This window comes from Corynebacterium sp. HMSC08A12, assembly GCF_001807485.1.
Lineage (GTDB): Bacteria > Actinomycetota > Actinomycetes > Mycobacteriales > Mycobacteriaceae > Corynebacterium > Corynebacterium evansiae.
In genome coordinates this window covers 45,426-63,794 of sequence record NZ_KV789165.1, presented here as the reverse complement: position 1 = coordinate 63,794, position 18,369 = coordinate 45,426, and the positions used below count along the sequence as shown (strand labels likewise).

The following is an 18,369-nucleotide window of genomic DNA, read 5'->3' as shown; positions in this document are numbered from 1 at the left end:
GCACACAATTACTTAGGCTGTATATACTTTATGGCTATGCCCCCAGTGACTGCGTTCGAGGCAGACCGGTGGATGGACAGCGATGAGCACCCCACCGGTCGAGGCAGCTCGTTCAAGGGGTTTGTGAACCCGGCGCTCGAAGCCCCGCGCCGGTTCCTGAAGTTCGCCTCCACCTCCCCCGGCCTTCTCACCATCGTCTCGACGATCCTGGTTTTGGCCATTCTCGCCGCGGGCGGGGCAATGGTCTACAGCTCGCAGAACCGCCAAGCACAGCTGAATACATTGGTCAACCAAACGGAGCCGCTGTCGGATGCGGCGCAGGAACTCTTCAACTCCCTTTCCGTGGCCGATTCCGTGGCCACCACCAGCTTCCTGCGCAAGTCCACCACCGACGCCGCCACCCGGGACTACGACGCGGCAATGTCCAGCGCCTCGACCTCCCTGATCCGCGCCACCAGCGGCATCGACAACATCGAGTCCCGGGAAATGGAACTGGTACTGCAGATCCAGAACTCCATGCCGGAGTACGTGAAGCTGATGTCCAACGCGCAAACCCACGACCGTCTGCGCAACCCCGTCGGCGCCTCCTACTTGGCCCAGGCCTCCACGCTGATGCAGGACACGATGCTGCCGGCCGCCCAGGAGCTCTACTCCCGCACCTCAGAGGAGGTCTCCACCCAGCAGGCGAAACTCTCCGCTCCCCTGTGGTTCCCACTGTCCGGCATCGTGGCGGCGATCATCATGCTGGTGATAGCCCAATTCTGGCTCGCAGCATTGACCAATAGGCGCCTCAACCTGGGATATGTGGCGGCTACTGGGCTTATGCTATTCGCCCTCGTATGGGCGTCAATAAGCGCTGCCCTGACGTGGCACGCGGGTAACCAAGACGTGCAAGGCACCGTGCGACCACTCGAGCAGCTCACGGCAGTGCGCATCTCGGTGCAGCAGTCGCGCACCCAGGAAGCGCTGGGGCTGATCCAGCGCGACTACGGCGAAGATCGGCAGCAGGAGTTCTCGGATGCCATGGCGGACATCGACAGCAAGCTGGAAGGCCTGCGCAACCAAGTGAGCCACCCCGAGCGCATCGATACCGCCCGGGAAGCGCTGCGCTCGTGGGACGAATCGCACGCGAAGATGGTCTCCGAGCTGAAGAATGGCCGTTACACCGAAGCGCTGGCCGCGGCGCTGGACACGAAGGTCAGCGAGGAAAAGCAGGATGGAAAGAAAGACCTGCGCGCCGCCGATGAAGATACGTCCGACTACACCGTCGTGGACAACGAAATGCAGGAGCTCATCAGCAGCACCCGCGAAGAACTGCGCGACATCCTGGTGGAAGGCCGCACCGCCGCCGGCCGCGTGACCAACCTCGTACTGGCCCTGACAGTGCTCTCCGCACTGTGCGTCTTCTTTGGCACTAGGCCCCGACTACAGGAGTTCCTCTAATGAGAAAGCAAGCGTTCAAGCCTGTAGTCGCCGCGCTGACGGTCGCGGCCATCGCCCTCACCTCGGCCTGCGCCACGGAAAACCCCAGCCTGCCGGAATGGCCTTCCGTACAGCACAATTCCAGCGACGATCTGCCCTACGGCGCGACGTATGTACAGCCCGACGAGGTTCCTAGTGACGGTGACGCCGCATCGGATTCGAATGAAAACATCGACAACACTGGCGACGAAGAGCCGTTTGGCTCTATCAAGCCGGATACCCGCGAGCCGAAGGAGCGCGTGCCGCAAATCATGCGCCGGGGTCGTCTGGTGGTTGGCGTGGCCCAATCCCTGAACCGGCTAGGCTTCCGCGACCCGGTCTCCGGCGACGTCGCGGGCTTCGAAGTGGACCTGGCGCGCGAGATCGCACGCGACATTTTCGGCGACCCGAACAGAATCGAGTTCCGCTACGTAGAAAGCCGCGAACGCGCAGAGGCGCTCAAGAGCGGCGACGTGGACATCGTGGTGCGCACAATGTCGCCGACGCTTTCCCGCCAATCGAAACTGGAGTTTTCCATCCCCTACCTGCAGGTTCATTCGCGCCTGCTGGTGTTGAGCGACTCGCAGATCCAAAGCTTCGACGACCTGCAGAATAAGACAGTGTGCGTGACGCGCGACTCGACCTCCGCGGTGCGCATCAAGCAATACGACGTGGGGCGGCTGCTGCTGACGCAGGCATGGACTGATTGCCTCATGGCCATGCAGCGCTTCCAGGCCGATGCGATCTATACGGATGACGCGATCCTCACCGGCCTGCGAGCCCAGGATCCCTACACAACCCTGGTGGCCGACGCGCCGGAGACGAGCTACTACTCGGTGGTGATCTCCCCGCCGGGATTCCCAAAGCATACGACCGGGCTGGTGATGCAGGTGAACTCCACCATGGAGAGGATTCGGCGCGACGGAACGTGGAGGAACCTCTATGACACGTGGCTGGCGGACTACTTAGGGCCGGCGTCATCACTACCGATTAAGTACCGCACCGAGGAAGAGACGAAGGAACTCAACAAGATCCGGCGAAGGGAGGCGAACGGCAATGCAGAATAACGACAGCGAACCAGAAGAGCGCACCGAGGCCGTAGAATTCGACCCCTTCGCCGACAGCGAACCAGAAGAACACACCGAGGCCGTAGAATTCGACCCTTTCGCCGACGACGAAGACACAGACGCGACGGTGCAGCACACCGAACCCGTGGGTAACCCGGCGAACGCCGTGGACTCCGGCGAGCGCTCGCGCATCGAGGCGCTATCGACGTTCCGCAAGAGGCGCGGCACGTACCGCTCCGGCGCCTCCGTGGCCGACGGCATGGTGCAACTTCCGTTCATCCCGCCGACGAACCCGGAAGACGCAGTCATTGACCCCAGCGCAGCGATCGAGAAAGGCGTGGAAGCACCGACACTGAAGGCCGGCGACATCATCGCAGGCCAGTACGAGATCCTCGGCCCCATCGCGCACGGCGGTCTGGGCTGGGTGTACATCGCCATCGACCACAACGTCGCCGACCGCTACGTGGTGCTCAAAGGCATGATGGCCACGGAAAACGAGCAAGAACGCGCGGTCGCGGAATCCGAGCGGGCGTTCCTGGCGGACATCACGCACCCGGGAATCGTGAAGATTTTCAACTTCATCGACGACCCACGCTCCCCCGGCGGCTTCATCGTGATGGAGTACGTCGGCGGGCCATCGCTGCGCGGGCAGCGGCGGAAGCTGTCGGCCGGGGTGCTGGATCTGGACGTGGCGATTGGCTACATCCTGGAGATCCTGCCCGCACTGGACTACCTGCACTCCCGCGGCGTGGTCTACAACGACCTGAAGCCGGACAACATCCTGATCACCGAGGACCAGGTGAAGCTGATCGACCTGGGTGCGGTGACAGGCATCGGCGCGTTCGGGCACATCTTCGGCACCAAGGGTTTCCAGGCCCCGGAGATTGCCAAGACCGGACCGACCGTGGCCAGCGACATCTACACCGTCGGCCGCACCCTGGCCGCACTGATCGTGAACCTGCCGGTGGAAAACGGAGTGTATGCCTCGAGGCTGCCCACCCCAGACGAAGAACCGCTGTTCCGCGAGTATCTGTCCCTGTACCGCCTGTTGCTGCGGGCCACGGACGAGGATCCGGAGGCGCGCTTTAGCTCCGCCACCGCCATGGCTAACCAGCTGATCGGCGTGCTGCGGGAGATCCTGGCTATCCGCGACGGCCGCCACTACCCGCACCTCTACACCCGGTTCACCGCGCAGCGTAGTACGTTCGGCACCAAGCACATTGTGTTCCGCACCGACCAGCTGGTCGACGGCGTGGTGCGCTCCGTGGAGATCTCCGTGCCGGAGGTTGTCAGCGCCCTTCCCACCCCGCTGGCCGATTCGCAGGACCCGGGGTATGGCCTGCTTTCCGCCACCAGCTTCACCGAGGCCGGGGACCTGCTGGATACCCTGCGCGCTGCTTATGCCCAGCCGGAGCTGAAGCACTCCGTGGAGATTCCGCTGACGATGGTGCGTGCGCTGCTGGACGTGGGCCAGACGCGCGAGGCCCACAATCTGCTGGACGAGCTGAAGCCGCGGTTGGAGAAAGACTGGCGCTTCCAGTGGCACTCCGGGGTGGCGGCGCTGCTGACGGGGCAGTTCGCGGACGCGCAGAAGTTCTTCAACCGGGTGCTGTACATTCTGCCTGGTGAGCCCGCCCCGAAGCTGGCGCTGGCCGCCACCGACGAGCTGTTGCTGCAGCAACAGGGCGTGAACTCTACGAAGCTGCTGAGCGAGCACGTCTCCCGCGCCGCTTCTGCCCTGGCTTATGCGCAGAAGTTGCCAGTTAAGGATTACACCGGGGTGCCCAGCTGGGAGCACGTCACGCTGGATCCGGTTTCCCTGCGCTTCCACGCCATGCGCCTTTACGGGTTGGTGTGGGCTACGAACCAGTCCACTGTTTCCAGCGCGTTTGGCCTGGCCAGGCAGCTGCGCGCGGAGGGTATGGTCGATTCGGCGGTGGCTGCGTTGGACCGGCTGCCGCAGGCCTCGCGGCACAATCGTCTGGCACGGTTGACTTCTATCTTGTTGCTTATTTCTGACGCCAATAGCCTCACCGAGTCCCGCATCCGCCGTGCGGCTAGACGTTTGGAGACCCTGCCGACTAACGAGCCGCGCCTGCCGCAAGTTCGCATCGCAGTGCTGAGCGCGGGTCTGAATTGGCTGCGTGGCGCTAGCGACGACCCGGACGGCGTGGCGGGCTCTCGCAAGTCCAAGGACAAGCGCAAGCTCGGTGCCGTGACCAGGGCAAATCGTGGTTCTACAGCCAGGGCAAACGAAGCTTCTACATCCAGGGTAAGCGAAGGTTCTCAGGTCAAGCGGAAGGCAGCGGCGGCTCCCCTGTTCGACGTGCAATTTACCGAGCGCGGCCTGCGCACCGGCTTGGAAGCTAGCCTGCGCCATCTGGCTCGCCAGGCTCCTTTCGCCCGCCACCGCTATGACCTGGTGGACATGGCCAACCAGATCCGCCCCCGCACCTGGTTCTAGCTGCGCACCCGACTTCCCATTCCAGCTGCGCGCCTGGTCGCAAGGCCCGCCTGCCCTCCCATTCCAGCTGCGCACCCGACTTTCCATTCCAGCTGCGCGCCTGGATCCCACGCCACGCCCCGCACTCCGCCCCTCCCCTGAGCGGCAAATGTCGCTAGAACGGGAATCCATGAAGCCGCAAATACAGTCTCCACAAAGCGCAAGCTCCTGACCTGCACTTTTACATTAATGCAAATTATCTGCATTAACGTATTCCCGTTCTAACGACATTTCAGCCCCAGCGGGCACAAAACCCCGCCCGGCGAGCCTGCGTTTTCGCCCGGCGAGGCACGCATTCCCGTTCTAACGACATTTCAGCCCCAGCAGGGGCACAAAGCCCCGCCCGGCGAGCCTGCGTTTTCGCCCGGCGAGGCACGCATTCCCGTTCTAACGACATTTCAGCCCCAGCAGGGGGCAGGGGCAGCAAGGAGCAACCCAGCGCCCAGGCAGGCCCCTACCGCTGCTCGGCCAGCCCACCCCTACCGGCCAATGCCAGCTGGAGCAGGCCCCTACTGCTGCTCGGGCGGCCCCCCCTCTACTGCTGCTCGGCCAGCTCCGTCGCCTGGCGCGCAATCGCCAGCTCCTCATTCGTCGGAACCACGAACACCTTCACCTTGGAATCGTCCGTAGAGATCTCCCGCGCGCCGACGATCCCCTCGGAGTTCTCATTCCGCGCCTCGTCAATCTCAATTCCGAAGTTCTGCAGGTCAGCCATAGCATCGCGGCGCACCTGCACTGCGTTCTCGCCCACGCCCGCGGTGAACACAATCGCATCCACGCCACCGAGGATCAGCATGTAAGAGCCAATGAAGCGGCGCAGCGCGTGGATGTACACGTCGTAAGCCAGCTGCGCATTCTCATCGCCGTCCTCGATCAAGGTCTTCAGCTCGCGGAAGTCGTTCACGCCAGCCATGCCCTTCAGACCGGACTCGCGGTTCAGCAGCTTATCCGCCTGGTCCACCGTCATCCCGCCGGAGCGCGCCAGGTGGAAAATAATGCCCGGGTCAATGTTGCCGGAACGGGTGCCCATCACCAGGCCGGCGAGTGGCGTCAATCCCATCGTCGTATCAACAGCCACCCCGCCACGGATCGCGGCGGCCGAAGCACCGTTGCCCAGGTGCAGGGTGATCTGGTTGACCTCCTCGGCGGGCTTGCCCAGCAGGTCCGGCACCTTGGAGGACACGTACTCGTGGCTGGTGCCGTGGAAGCCGTAGCGGCGGATGTTGTACTCGTCGGCGATGTCCTTCTTGATGGCATAGTTCGCCGCATGCTCCGGCAGCGTGGAGAAGAACGCGGTGTCGAACACGGCCACGTGCGGCACGTGCTCCAGCAACGCGCGGGCATTCTCGATGCCGTCGATGTTGGCGGGGTTGTGCAGCGGCGCCAGCGGGATGAGCTCCTTGAGCTGCTCGATCACCTCGTCGTCGATGAGCACGGGCTCTGTGAACGTCGCGCCACCGTGAACCACGCGGTGCCCTGCTGCTACCAGGTCTAGGTCTTGGGGTCCGACGCCCAGTAGCGTCATCATGCCGAAGGCACGTTCTAGGCCAACAGAGTGGCTGAGGATAGGGCGATTGTCTTCCATCTTCGACGTTTCCGTCTGAATCTGGATGTGCCCCTTCTTCTCACCGATCTTCTCGACAATGCCGGAGACGAATGGGTCCGCCGTCGCGTTTGCTTCCGGGTCGAGGACTTGGAACTTGATAGAGCTGGAGCCCGAGTTGAGGACGAGTACGTACTTGGTCACTTTTCTTCTCTGTTCTTTTCTCTTCTTCTGTTGGTGCCGTTTGCCGCTCGGCCGGCGGTTTGGCTTCCGCCGGTCAGCGCCTGCACACTCTCGGCCCGCGCCACGGCCGCCGGCCTTCCGGCTAGTTGGCCTGGATTGCCGTGATCGCCACGGTGTTCACGATGTCCGGCACGGTCGCGCCACGCGAGAGGTCATTCACCGGCTTGTTCAGGCCTTGCAGGATCGGCCCCACGGCCAGTGCATCGGCGGTGCGCTGGACCGCCTTGTAGGTGATGTTTCCGCAGTTCAGGTCCGGGAACACGAACACGGTTGCCTGCCCGGCCACGTCAGAGCCCGGCAGCTTCTTCTGGCCGACGGATTCCACCACTGCGGCGTCGAACTGCAGCGGCCCGTCGAGTGGCAGGTCTGGGTTGTTCTCCTGGGCCTTCTTCACGGCGGCGGCCACGGCTTCCACGTCCGCGCCCGCACCGGAGGTGCCAGTGGAGTAGCTCAGCATCGCCACCTTCGGCTCGATGCCGAACTGTGCGGCGGTCTGCGCGGACACGGCAGCGATCTCCGCCAGCTGGTCGGGGGTGGGGTTCGGGTTCACGGCGCAGTCGCCGAATGCCCACAGCACGCCGTCCATGACCATCAGGAAGATGGAGCTAACCACCGAGGCACCCGGCGCGGTCTTGATGATCTGGAACGAGGGCTTAATGGTGTGCGCGGTCGTGTGGGCCGCGCCGGAAACCATGCCGTCGGCGATTCCCTTGTGAACCATCATCGTCGCGTAGTAACTGATGTCCTGCATGGTCTCGCGCGCCTGCTCCAGGGTGATGCCCTTGTGCTTGCGCAGCTCGGCGAACTCGGCGGCGAACTCCTCCAACTGGTTGCCCTCGGCTGGGTCGGTCAGCGTGGCACCGGAAAGGTCCAGCCCCAGCTCCTTGGCGCGGCAGGCGATGTCGTCCGGGTTGCCCAGGATGGTCAGCTGGCACACTTTGGCGCGCAGCAGCTGGTCGGCGGCGGTGAGGATGCGGTCGTCCTCGCCTTCCGGCAGCACGATGTGCGCGTTCTTTTCGCGGGCCTTGATCAGCAGGTTGCGCTCGAACAGCTCGGGGCCGATCACGGGCTCCTTCGCGGCGCTCGCCCCCGCGGCATTCCCAGCCCCGCCAGCCCCCGCACCAGCATCAGCCCCGCCGGCTGCTGCCTCCGCGATGCCTTCCAGCGCGATGTGGCGAATCGCCTGCCCCTCCGCCTCGACGGCGTTGGCTGCGGCGGCAGCTGCGGAGGCGGTGGCGTCAATAAAAGAAATACCGGCGGGCTTGCGGCCCGAGCGCACGAGCTGTCCGGAGGCCAACTGCAGCGCCGTGTCGTCGGCTGGGCTGCCCGCGAGCAGGTAGTGGGAGGCACCCGCGGCGGCGGCTAGGCGCGAGTCGAAGTTGATCTCGCCGGTGCCGAGCAGTACGGCGCCAGCACCGGCAGCGGCTCCGGCGCCGACCTTAGCGTCGTAGGCCGCGTCGAGGGCGGCGGCGAAGTCGGGCGCGGAGGGGCGGATGGTGTCGAAGATGTCGACTGCCTCTGCCTCCCCCAGTGCGTCCAAGATGTCGGAGCGGCGCGCGGCGGCGCTCGCTATCGGCGAGATGACGGCGTTCGTGCCAGTTCCTTGGGGCGCGATAGACGACGCGATAGACACAGCTCACATACCTTCCTCAATGGAGTTCCACTTCACTTCCATTGTGCCTTGGCAGCCCCGTACTAGCGAGGCGCGCACGGAAGGTTCGCCCTCGCTCTACCCCCTGGCGCGCTCTTTCTCGCGCTGTTGTACGTTCGTTCCTTCTTCTTCGTAGTGACGCCCACTTGCCCGCCTCTCGGCGGACTCCGCATCGCTGTCCGCGGCGGCTTGCTGGGGTCTTCCGGTACATCGTCGCCGGTCAGGGAGCGTTCCAGCAGGGAGCGCTTGCGCACGACGACGAGGGCGACGATCACAGCCAGGCCGATCAGGATGACGGCGACCACACCGAGGAAGCCGAAGTAGTTCACCAGGCGGCTGGAGTTCAGCAGCATCAGCAGGGCTCCGACCACGCCGCCAAGTACTTCTGGCTTCATAATGGTTACGATCCATGCGGCGATCGGGGCGGCGATGGCTCCGCCGACCAGCAGGCCGACGACTGGTTGCCAATTTTCTGCCAATTCCGAACCCATGCCGGCAACGAAGCCTGCGGAGGCGGAAACGGCGACCAGGAACTCGGCGGTGTTTACCGTGCCGATGATGCGGCGCGGTTCGGCCTTGCCCACGCTCATCAGGGTGGAGGTGGTTACAGGTCCCCAGCCGCCCCCGCCGGAGGCATCCAGGAAGCCACCGGCCAGGCCCAGGCCTGCCAGGCCGAAGCGGGAGCGGCGGGTGGTGGATACCGGCTGGGTGTTTTCATTCTTCTTCCACGGCACGGCCACGCTGCGCACCAGCACATAGGCTCCGAGGAGCACGAGCAGGGTGGACACAACTGGCTCGGCTGCCTCGGTGGAGAGGTTACTGAGCACATAGGCACCCGTGAACGCGCCGATGGCGCCCGGTACGCCGAGGGCCAGGACGGTCGGCCAGTGGACGTTCTTCAGCCGCCAGTGCGACAGGCCGGAGAACAGCGTGGTGCCAACCTCCGCGAGGTGAATGGCGGCGGAGGCGTGGGCGGGGCCCAGGCCGGAGAAAATCAGCAGAGTGGTTGCGGTGATGCCGAATGCCATGCCCAGCGCGCCGTCGACCAACTGGGCGACCACGCCGACGAGGGCAAAAATCAAGATCTTCATGGGGGTTAGTCCTTGCTGTCTGTGAGAGGCTATCCGTGAGGGAAAACTTGTTGTGAGGGGTAGAAGGGCTAGTGCGCTTGTTGCAGGACGCGACAGGCGCGGTTGATGACGACCGGAGCTACCGCGTCACCGAGGTGGCGCGTACACTTCCGGCCGTTAGGCATTCGGGTCTTAGCCTTGTCCCAGAGCAAGCCGGGGCTGACGAACAGCGGGACGGTGACGGTGCGTTCGTCTGCGAACTCCAACAGCGCCTCCGTGTCCCGGCCCGGGTTGTCCCCGGTGGCGACGAAGGCGCGGGTGCTGCGCATGTTCAGGCGGGCGCCAACGCGGCCGGCGAACTCGGCGACGGCCTCGTTCGCGCCCGGCTGGCTGGAACCCACGGAGTACAGCGCGAGCTTGTCCACGCTGCTGTCTACGGCGTTCGCGGCGTCAGCGTTCTCAGCGCTCGCGGTGCCAGTTCGTACGGCGTTTTCAGCGCTCGCGCCGCCCGCGGTGCCAGAGTTCACACTTTCCGCGAGGTACTGGGCCGTGAAGTCGGCGACCAGCTCCTCCATGTCCGCACCGGTTCCCAACCCCTCAGTGAGGTGGAGGGTCAGGCCGGCGGACGAGGTGGCGTCAATAGACTCAACGGCCTCGGCGATCGCGGCAGGAACGTCGAAGCGAGCGTGGAAAGCCTGCGTGAACAGCAAAGGAACCACCACCGCCTCCGAGTAGCCCGCCGCGACGACGCGGTGGGCGACCGTCGTGAGGGTGGCGGGGGGAAAGTCCAGGAAAGCGGCGAAGGCCGGCAGCCCAGTGCTCTCGGAAATGCGCTCGGCGATCTCGAAGACCGCCTGGTCCGCCTGCGGGTGGCGGGATCCATGCGCCAAGCAGATGATGGGTGCCGGCCAAGTCATGCTAGTTCACCAGACCTGCGGTCAGGGTGTCGCCACTACCGGGGTTAATCAGCAGCAGCGAACCAACGCGGCCACCACGGCGGTAGGTTTCGACGGGCAGCGGCTCGGCCACCGTCACGCGCACCTCCGCGATGTCGTTGAGGGCCAGCTCGTCAGCGCCACCGTGGGCAATCTCCTCCTCGCTGCGGTTGCGGCCGGAGATGTCCACGCGGCGGACGACCTCGTCCACGCGGCCGCGCACCAGCGCGGTGCCGTAGCGCACCAGCACATTGCTGCGCAGGCGCACCGGGGACTCGGAGAGGTGGAAGACCGTCGCGGTGAAGGACTGCTGCGGCTCCGGCAGGTCCGGGGCGGCGATGATGTCCCCGCGGGACAGGTCGATGTCGCGGTCCAGGCGCAGGGAGACGGACTCGCCGCGGGTGGCGGTCTGCTGCTCTCCTGCCGGGCCGTCGATGCCCTCGATGATCGCCTCGCGGCCATCGGCCAGCACCTTATCGCCGACGGACACCTTGCCCGCGGTAATGCGGCCGGCGTAGCCGCGGTAGTCGGTGGCGTGGTCGCGGATGACGATCTGGATCGGGAAGCGCAGGCCGCGCTCTACATCGGCGATGTTCTTCGCCGGCTCGGTGGTCTCCAGGATCTCCAGCACGGACGGGCCCGTGTACCAGGGAGTGTTCTGGCTGCGCTCAACGACATTGTCGCCCAGCAGCGCGGAGGTCGGGATCACGTCGACGTGCGCCAGGCCCAGCTCGGAGACCAGCGCGTCCACGTCGGCCTTCACGTCGTTGAAGACCTGCTCGCTGAAATCGACCGCGTCGATCTTATTGACGGCCACGATCACGTGGGAGATCTTCATCATCGCCGCCACGGTCAGGTGGCGACGGGTCTGCTCGATCACGCCATTGCGGGCGTCAACCAGAACAATGACGAGCTCCGAGGTGGACAGGCCGGTGACGGTGTTGCGCGTGTACTGCACGTGCCCCGGGGTGTCGGCCAGGATGAAGCTGCGCTTATCGGTGGCAAAGTAACGGTAGGCCACATCGATGGTGATGCCCTGCTCGCGCTCGGCGCGCAGGCCATCGACCAGCAGCGAGAGGTCCGGATTCTCCAGGCCCTTGGCATTGGAGACGCGCTCTACAGACTCGTACTGGTCGGCCAGGATGGACTTCGTATCGTGCAGCAGGCGGCCCACGAAGGTGGACTTGCCGTCGTCAACGGAGCCGGCGGTGCACAGGCGGAGGGTCGGCAGGTTGGTGGACATCAGAAGTAACCTTCCTTCTTGCGATCCTCCATGGAGGACTCACTGAGCTTGTCGTCGGCACGGGTGGCGCCGCGCTCGGTGGTGGTGGACTGGCGGATTTCGTCGATCACGTCCTCTATGGTCGTGGCGGTGGAAAGGACGGCGCCGGTGCAGCTCATGTCGCCGACGGTGCGGTAGCGCACGGTCTTCTCGACCAGCTCCTCGCCTTCCTTCGGGCCACCCCACTCGCCCGGGGTTAGCCACATGCCGTTGCGGTTGAAGACCTCGCGCTGGTGGGAGTAGTAGATCGCCGGGACCTCGACGTTGCGGTCGCGGATGTAGTCCCACACGTCGGCCTCGGTCCAGTTGGAGATCGGGAACACGCGGATGTTCTCGCCCACCTGGTGGCGGCCGTTGTACAAGCCCCACAGTTCGGGGCGCTGGCGGCGCGGGTTCCAGCCGCCGAAGCTATCGCGCACGGAAAACACGCGCTCCTTGGCGCGGGCCTTCTCCTCGTCGCGGCGGGCGCCGCCCAGCACCGCGTCGTAGCCGCGGTTCTGGATCGTCTCCACCAGCGGCACGGTCTGCAGCGGGTTGCGGGTGCCGTCCGGGCGCTCCTGGATGGCACCGCTGTCGATCCAGTCCTGGACGGCAGCGACGTGCAGGGTTACCTTCGGGTCCGCGGCGATCTTGTCGCGGAACTCAATGACCTCCGGGAAGTTGTGGCCGGTATCCACGTGCACCAGCTCGAAGGGAACCGGTGCGGGGTGGAAGGCGCGCTTCGCCAGCTCCAGGACCACGACGGAATCCTTGCCGCCGGAAAACAGCAGCGCGGGGCGGTCGAACTGGCCTGCTACTTCGCGCAGGATCTCGATTGCTTCCGCCTCGAGGCTCGCCAGGTGCGGCGAGAGGGCGGGGGTGTTTTCATTACTCATGTGTGAAGTCCGCATTCTGTCTTGTTGGAGCCGGCCCAGCGGCCGGATCGGGGGTCCTGTCCTTCGGCAACCGGCAGGGTGCAGGTTTCGCAGCCAATCGACGGGTAGCCCTGCTTGGTCAGGGGATTGATGATCAGGTCGTGGTCGTTGATATACGTCTCCACGTCCTCGTCGCTCCAGGCGACGATGGGGTTGATCTTCAGCCGGCCGGTGCGGTCCACGTCCAGCACCGGGGTGTTGGCGCGCAGGGCGTTATCCACGCGGCGCACGCCGGTGATCCAGGCGTTGAAGGGGTTCAGCATCCGCGCCAGCGGCTCGACCTTGCGCATGCGGCAGCAGGCGGTGTTGTCACGGGAATACAGGCGCGGGCCGTAGACCTTGTCCTGCTCCTCGCGGCTGAGGACCGGGGTGATGTTCTCCAGCGGCAGGTTGTAGCGCTGCTGGACCTTGTCGCGGGTCTCCAGCGTTTCGGCGAAGTGGTAGCCGGTGTCCAGGAAGACCAGCTCCGCGCGGTCTTCCGCCAGGCGGCCTTCCGCCAGCTCGGCCAGGACGGTGTCCTGCATCGACATGGTCACGGCAACCTTGCCAGGTACGTGCTCGGCTACCCATTCCATGATCTCTTCGGCGCTGGCGCCCTCTAGCTTGTCGTTCCACTCGGCGACGAGCTGCTCGTTGGCTGCTCGCTCCTCGTCACTCAGCGGCGTGGTCTTGGTTGGCGCGCCCTGCGGACTCTCGGCTGGGTCTCGGAAGTCATCCGAATTCCCGCCGAGCAGGCCGGTCGCATCTACCAGGCTCATGAGCTCCTCTTCTCGGGGTTGATGTTTGGTTTGTCGAAGTGTGCTTCTTAAGAACTCGGGGGAACTCTTGGTTATTCCCTAGACAGACCGATCGGTCTGCTCTGGTTTCCACCACAATAGACCAATCTGTCCATTCCTACAACCGGGTTCGGGATTCTTTGTGACGCCCCACCGTCGCGACCTGCACAAAGGCCACGAATGGCCCCTCAAGAGGCGGGGGCGAAGGGGCGTCAATAAAAGGTCAGCTACAACAGCTGTCCGTGGAACTTGACGGAGAAAACCCGCATACACTCGCGGCACTGCCAGGCGTTGTCGGTCTCCGCGTCCGGGAACAAGTTCTGGGACATGCAGTAGGGGCAGTTGTTCACCGTCGCGCGACGGGCATTCGGATGGCCCACACGGCCTCCGACCTGCTCGTTCACACTGGGCAGAGAGTCTTTATCCGGAACACTCATCGGCTACACCAGCAGCTCGTCGTCGGCGCGAACAACCCAATCGCGGAACTCCTCACCCTCGGTGCGGTGGGACTTGAAGTTCTCCACCACACGCACCACATAGTCGCCCAGATCCTTGGAGAAGACCTGGTTGCCGCGCACCTTCTTGCCGAAGTGCGGCTCCAGACCGATGGTTCCGCCGAGGTGCACCTGGAAGCCCTCCACGCGCTCGCCCTCGTCGGTGGTGAGGATCTTGCCGGACAGGCCAATATCCGCCACCTGGGTGCGCGCACAGGAGTTCGGGCAGCCATTGAGGCTGATCTTCAGCGGAACGTCGAGGTCGCCCAGTCGATCCTCCAGCTCGTCCACCAGGGCGATGGCGCGCTGCTTGGTGACGACGTGCGCGAGCTTGCAGAACTCCAGGCCAGTACAGGAGATGATGTCGCGGCGGAAGGCCGAGGGCTTGGCGGACAGGCCGAGCTCCTCCAGATCCGCGGCGAGGGCCTCCGCGGACTTACGCTCCAGATCCAGGAACAAAAGCTCCTTGTCCGGGGTGGTGCGGATATTGGTGGTGCCGTGCTTTTCCGCCAGGTCCGCCAGCTGCTGCAGCTGCTTGCCGTCGGTGTGGCCGACGGTGGGCTTAACGCCCAGGTAGAAGCGTCCATCCTTCTGCTCGTGCAGGCCGACGTGGTCGCGGTAGCCCGGGTACTCCTCCGGCTCCGGACCGTCCAGCAGCGGGCGCTTGAGGTACTCGTTTTCCAGAACCTCGCGGAACTTCTCCACACCCCAGTCGGCCACCAGGAACTTCAAGCGGGCGCGGTTGCGCATGCGGCGGTAGCCATAGTCACGGAAGATGCGGACCACGCCGGCCCAGACCTCCGGCACCTCGTCGATCGGCACCCACACGCCCAGGCGCTGGGCGAGCATCGGGTTGGTAGACAGACCACCACCGACCCAGACGTCGAAGCCGGGGCCGTGCTCCGGGTGCTCGGAGCCAATGAAAGCGAGGTCCTGGATCTCGTGGGTGACATCCTGGCGGGCATGGCCGGAGATCGCGGACTTGAACTTACGCGGCAGGTTGCCGAACTCGGGGTCCGGCAGCAGTTCCTTCTTGATCTTCTCGATGGCCGGGCGGCCGTCGATGATTTCATCCTTGGCGATGCCCGCAACCGGGGAGCCGAGGATCACGCGCGGTACGTCGCCGCAGCCGAAGAAGGAATCCAGGCCGACCTTTGCCAGTTCGTCCCAGATGGTCGGGACGTCCTCGATGCGGATCCAGTGCAGCTGCACGTTCTGACGGTCGGTGAAGTCGGCGGTGTTGCGCGCGTACTTCTCGGAGATCTCGCCGATGGTGCGCAGGCCAGCGGAGCTGACCACGCCGCCGTCCAGGCGGATGCGCATCATGAAGTAGTTGTCCTGCAGTTCCGCGTTGGTCAGGGTCGAGGTCTTCTCTCCGTCCAGCCCCTGCTTGCGCTGGGTGTACATGCCGACCCACTTGAAGCGCGGGGCGAGGTCCTCGGCGGGGATCGAGTCGAAGCCCTCCTTAGAGTAGATGTCGCGGATGCGCTGCATCACACTAATTCCGGGGTCTTCCTGCTTGACCCGCTCGTCGTCGTTGAGCGGCTCGCGGCCGTCCACAGCCCACTGCCCCTGGGGCTTGCGCTGCTTCTTGCGACGCGGGCGCGCTGGCTTATTTTCAGCGGTCGGTCCGGTGGTGCCGGTGGTCGTTCCGGTGGTCATGGTGCCTCAAATTCCATCTAGACTGATCTGTCTGTCTACATTGTCCGGTTCAGCCTAGATGGGATCCGACACAAATTCAAGCGAAATGTTGATTTTTCTAGACAGAGTTGTCTATAGTTCGGGGAGTTACCCGCAGTGACCCGATTTAGCGACCCTGCGTGGATTTTCGCTACATTAGAATGTGTAAATTCATGAGCAGCTCGAACGCTTCATGCGGTTCACGCGGAGCAGCAACAAAACGCACCGCGCGAGCTCAACACCGCGGTTTACCCAATAACCGAAGTACAACCCGAACAAGAAGGATTTGCACCTGACATGCCCGAGAATCGCCCACTTCGCATTGCAGTCATCGGCTCCGGTCCGGCAGGCATCTACGCCTCCGACGCGCTGACGAAGTCTGAGGCCGACGTCAGCGTCGACATTTACGAGCGCATGCCGGCCCCCTTCGGCCTGATCCGCTACGGCGTTGCCCCCGACCACCCGCGTATTAAGGGCATCATCAAGTCCCTCCACAAGGTGATGGACAAGCCCGAGATCCGCCTGTTCGGCAACATCAACGTCGGCAAGGACGTCACCGTTGACGAGCTCAAGCAGTTCTACGATGCGGTTATCTACGCCACGGGCGCCACCGACGACCGTCCGCTGAACATCCCCGGCGGCGAGCACACCATCGGCGCCGGCGAGTTCGTTGGCTTCTACGATGCCAACCCGTACTTCGAGGACAAGTGGGATCTGTCCGCGGACTCCGTCGCCGTCGTCGGCGTGGGCAACGTCGGCCTGGACGTCGCCCGCGTGCTGGCCAAGACCGGCGAGGAGCTGAAGGTCACCGAGATCCCGGACAATGTTTATGATTCCCTGAAGGAGAACCAGGCCAAGGAGATCCACGTCTTCGGCCGCCGTGGCCCGGCGCAGGCTAAGTTCACCCCGCTGGAGCTGAAGGAGCTCAACGATTCCGACACGATCGAGATCGTTATCGACCCGGAGGACATCCAGTACGACGAGGGTTCCGAGGAGGCCCGCCGCGCGTCCAAGATTCAGGACATGGTTTGCACCCGCCTGGAGCAGTACGCCATCGCCGACCCGAAGGGCGCTCCTCACAAGCTGTACATCCACTTCTTCGAGTCCCCGGTTGAGGTTAAGACTGACGCCGAAGGCCGCGTCACTGCATTCGTCACCGAACGAACCGAGCTCAATGGCGATGGCTCTGTCTCTGGCACCGGCAAGCTCACCGAGTGGCCGGTCGGCGCGGTCTACCGCGCCGTGGGCTACAAGTCCGACGAGCAGCCGGGCCTGCCGTGGGATGAGCGTCAGAACGTGCTGCCGAACGTCGGTGGCCGCGTGCTCACCGAGGGTCCGACCGCCGATGGCATCGCGGGCGTTCCGGGTTCCGCTGACCCGGAGGCCGAGAAGCGCGAGCGCCTGCCCGGCGTGTACACCACCGGCTGGGTCCGCCGTGGCCCGGTCGGCCTGATCGGAAACACGAAGGGCGACGCCAACGAGACCGTCGCCAACCTGCTGGAGGACGCTGCCAACGGCATCGGCTTTAACCCGGAGAAGCCGGAGCTGGAGGCCGTCGAGGCTTTCCTCGAGGAGAAGGGCATCGCCCACACCACGTGGGAGGGCTGGTACAGCCTGGATAAGCACGAGCGCGAGCTCGGCGAGGCCGAGGGCCGCGAGCGCAAGAAGGTGCGCGAGTGGGACGAGATGCTGCACCACTCCCAGGGCAAGAACGTCTAAATACGGACTCTCTGCAAAGACACTAGGCAAGGACACCGAAGACTGTGGCCAACACCCCCTCCCCCGCCGCCAGCTCAGCCTCTGGCGCCGCCGAGTTCCCGGATGTTCACTTCACCGGGCGCGCGCTGCTAGCGATGCCCGCCCAGCAGCTGCACCCGCTGTACAAGCTGCGCGTGGACGTGTTCGTCCACGAGCAGCAGACTCCCTTCGCGGAGATCGATGACATCGACCCGCATCCGAACACCCACCACGTGCTGGCCTACATTCACCCTGGCAGTGGCCCGGAGTATCCCTTCGGCCAGCCGGATCCGGGCTCTCCCCTGCGTCTGGTCGGCACGGCGCGCGTGTACGGCAAGCCGGAGGATCAGCACATCGGCCGCATGTGTGTAGCCCAGGATGTGCGCGGGCGCGGCATCGCCACCCAGATCATGGAGCAGGCCTTGGAGGTCTGCAAGGGGCGCGCCGCCGCGCTAGACCCGACCACCCAGGTCGCCCGCGTTTCCCTAAACGCCCAGACACAGGCGCAGGACTTCTACGCGAAGTTCGGCTTCCAGCCGGTTGGCGAGCCTTTCGACGAGGAGGGCATCCCCCACGTCACCATGGAGCTGGAGCTCTAGTCCGGCACCCCGCCGCTGCTTTCCGGCACCCCGCCGCTACTTCGCCACCAATTCCGCCGCGACCTCGGCGCACTTTTTCTACCGCGTCACCTCTCCACCGCGGTTCAACCGCGCGTGGAGAGGTGAATGTCGTTAGAACGTGAATACGTCAGCGCGCGCTGGCCTCCTCGATTTTTCACAAGCCCCTGACCTGCAGTTTTACATTTTCGACACTCATTGCTATTAACGTATTCCCGTTCTGGCGACATTTACCCCGCCCAACGGAGAATTACCCCCACGGGGCTGCGCGTATTCCCGATCTGGCGACATTTACCCCGCCCAACGGAGAATTACCCCCACGGGGCGGCGCGTATTCCCGTTCTAGCGACATTCCCCCATCCCCTCCGGCACCCCGCCGCTGCTTTCCGGCACCCC

Annotated in this window: 14 protein-coding genes; 5 read left to right on the top strand and 9 right to left on the bottom strand. The window is 64.6% G+C overall.

Annotated elements, in window-relative coordinates:
* Positions 1 to 30: 30 nt before the first annotated feature.
* The 3 genes from HMPREF3166_RS00645 to HMPREF3166_RS00635 are packed head-to-tail and all read left to right on the top strand — an operon-like array spanning position 31 to position 4,992.
* Complete coding sequence (locus HMPREF3166_RS00645) at positions 31 to 1,443, top strand: hypothetical protein (RefSeq protein WP_070487241.1); 1,413 nt, start codon at positions 31 to 33, stop codon at positions 1,441 to 1,443.
* The gene (locus HMPREF3166_RS00640; protein WP_070487240.1) at positions 1,443 to 2,528 is read left to right on the top strand and encodes a transporter substrate-binding domain-containing protein; all 1,086 of its coding nucleotides are present in this window, start codon (positions 1,443 to 1,445) and stop codon (positions 2,526 to 2,528) included. The genes HMPREF3166_RS00645 and HMPREF3166_RS00640 overlap by 1 nt, the downstream gene beginning before the upstream one ends.
* On the top strand, positions 2,518 to 4,992 hold the full coding sequence (locus HMPREF3166_RS00635) for a serine/threonine protein kinase (RefSeq protein ID WP_070487239.1): 2,475 nt from the start codon (positions 2,518 to 2,520) through the stop codon (positions 4,990 to 4,992). The genes HMPREF3166_RS00640 and HMPREF3166_RS00635 overlap by 11 nt, the downstream gene beginning before the upstream one ends.
* Before the next feature lie 574 nt (positions 4,993 to 5,566).
* Here HMPREF3166_RS00635 and HMPREF3166_RS00630 read toward each other — a convergent pair.
* The 9 genes from HMPREF3166_RS00630 to HMPREF3166_RS00590 form a co-directional block, all read right to left on the bottom strand.
* Positions 5,567 to 6,778, bottom strand: coding sequence for an acetate kinase (locus tag HMPREF3166_RS00630; RefSeq protein ID WP_070487238.1), 1,212 nt, complete (start codon positions 6,776 to 6,778; stop codon positions 5,567 to 5,569).
* Positions 6,779 to 6,899: 121 nt separating this feature from the next.
* Complete coding sequence (pta, locus tag HMPREF3166_RS00625; protein WP_210383902.1) at positions 6,900 to 8,357, bottom strand: phosphate acetyltransferase; 1,458 nt, start codon at positions 8,355 to 8,357, stop codon at positions 6,900 to 6,902.
* Positions 8,358 to 8,512: 155 nt separating this feature from the next.
* On the bottom strand, positions 8,513 to 9,559 hold the full coding sequence (locus HMPREF3166_RS00620) for a sulfite exporter TauE/SafE family protein (protein WP_168160714.1): 1,047 nt from the start codon (positions 9,557 to 9,559) through the stop codon (positions 8,513 to 8,515).
* Positions 9,560 to 9,627: 68 nt separating this feature from the next.
* Positions 9,628 to 10,455, bottom strand: coding sequence for a sirohydrochlorin chelatase (locus tag HMPREF3166_RS00615; RefSeq protein ID WP_070487237.1), 828 nt, complete (start codon positions 10,453 to 10,455; stop codon positions 9,628 to 9,630).
* A gap of 1 nt (position 10,456) precedes the next feature.
* Positions 10,457 to 11,716 (bottom strand): sulfate adenylyltransferase subunit 1, encoded by a 1,260-nt coding sequence (locus tag HMPREF3166_RS00610; protein ID WP_035004789.1) that lies wholly within the window; start codon positions 11,714 to 11,716, stop codon positions 10,457 to 10,459.
* Positions 11,716 to 12,630 carry a sulfate adenylyltransferase subunit CysD gene (cysD, locus tag HMPREF3166_RS00605; RefSeq protein ID WP_070487236.1) on the bottom strand — a complete coding sequence of 305 codons (915 nt, stop codon included), beginning with the start codon at positions 12,628 to 12,630 and terminating at the stop codon, positions 11,716 to 11,718. The genes HMPREF3166_RS00610 and cysD overlap by 1 nt, the downstream gene beginning before the upstream one ends.
* Positions 12,627 to 13,427, bottom strand: a complete 801-nt coding sequence (locus HMPREF3166_RS00600) for a phosphoadenylyl-sulfate reductase (protein ID WP_070487235.1) — start codon at positions 13,425 to 13,427, stop codon at positions 12,627 to 12,629. The genes cysD and HMPREF3166_RS00600 overlap by 4 nt, the downstream gene beginning before the upstream one ends.
* Before the next feature lie 245 nt (positions 13,428 to 13,672).
* Positions 13,673 to 13,882, bottom strand: a complete 210-nt coding sequence (locus HMPREF3166_RS00595) for a hypothetical protein (protein ID WP_005296957.1) — start codon at positions 13,880 to 13,882, stop codon at positions 13,673 to 13,675.
* A 3-nt stretch (positions 13,883 to 13,885) separates the two neighbouring features.
* Positions 13,886 to 15,601, bottom strand: coding sequence for a nitrite/sulfite reductase (locus HMPREF3166_RS00590; protein WP_070487234.1), 1,716 nt, complete (start codon positions 15,599 to 15,601; stop codon positions 13,886 to 13,888).
* Between the two features lie 315 nt (positions 15,602 to 15,916).
* On the opposite strand from HMPREF3166_RS00590, the gene HMPREF3166_RS00585 reads away from it, so the two are divergent.
* The gene (locus tag HMPREF3166_RS00585) at positions 15,917 to 17,338 is read left to right on the top strand and encodes an FAD-dependent oxidoreductase (protein WP_049049892.1); all 1,422 of its coding nucleotides are present in this window, start codon (positions 15,917 to 15,919) and stop codon (positions 17,336 to 17,338) included.
* Positions 17,339 to 17,382: 44 nt separating this feature from the next.
* The gene (locus HMPREF3166_RS00580; protein ID WP_070487233.1) at positions 17,383 to 17,955 is read left to right on the top strand and encodes a GNAT family N-acetyltransferase; all 573 of its coding nucleotides are present in this window, start codon (positions 17,383 to 17,385) and stop codon (positions 17,953 to 17,955) included.
* Positions 17,956 to 18,369 lie beyond the last annotated feature (414 nt).

What these genes read in the sequence shown, in the direction of transcription:
- HMPREF3166_RS00645 (WP_070487241.1), top strand. Translation starts at nt 31, where the DNA reads ATGGCTATGCCCCCAGTGACTGCGTTCGAGGCAGACCGGTGGATGGAC.
- HMPREF3166_RS00640 (WP_070487240.1), top strand. Translation starts at nt 1,443, where the DNA reads ATGAGAAAGCAAGCGTTCAAGCCTGTAGTCGCCGCGCTGACGGTCGCG.
- HMPREF3166_RS00635 (WP_070487239.1), top strand. Translation starts at nt 2,518, where the DNA reads ATGCAGAATAACGACAGCGAACCAGAAGAGCGCACCGAGGCCGTAGAA.
- HMPREF3166_RS00620 (WP_168160714.1), bottom strand. Translation starts at nt 9,559, where the DNA reads ATGAAGATCTTGATTTTTGCCCTCGTCGGCGTGGTCGCCCAGTTGGTC.
- HMPREF3166_RS00615 (WP_070487237.1), bottom strand. Translation starts at nt 10,455, where the DNA reads ATGACTTGGCCGGCACCCATCATCTGCTTGGCGCATGGATCCCGCCAC.
- HMPREF3166_RS00610 (WP_035004789.1), bottom strand. Translation starts at nt 11,716, where the DNA reads ATGTCCACCAACCTGCCGACCCTCCGCCTGTGCACCGCCGGCTCCGTT.
- cysD (WP_070487236.1), bottom strand. Translation starts at nt 12,630, where the DNA reads ATGAGTAATGAAAACACCCCCGCCCTCTCGCCGCACCTGGCGAGCCTC.
- HMPREF3166_RS00600 (WP_070487235.1), bottom strand. Translation starts at nt 13,427, where the DNA reads ATGAGCCTGGTAGATGCGACCGGCCTGCTCGGCGGGAATTCGGATGAC.
- HMPREF3166_RS00595 (WP_005296957.1), bottom strand. Translation starts at nt 13,882, where the DNA reads ATGAGTGTTCCGGATAAAGACTCTCTGCCCAGTGTGAACGAGCAGGTC.
- HMPREF3166_RS00590 (WP_070487234.1), bottom strand. Translation starts at nt 15,601, where the DNA reads ATGACCACCGGAACGACCACCGGCACCACCGGACCGACCGCTGAAAAT.
- HMPREF3166_RS00585 (WP_049049892.1), top strand. Translation starts at nt 15,917, where the DNA reads ATGCCCGAGAATCGCCCACTTCGCATTGCAGTCATCGGCTCCGGTCCG.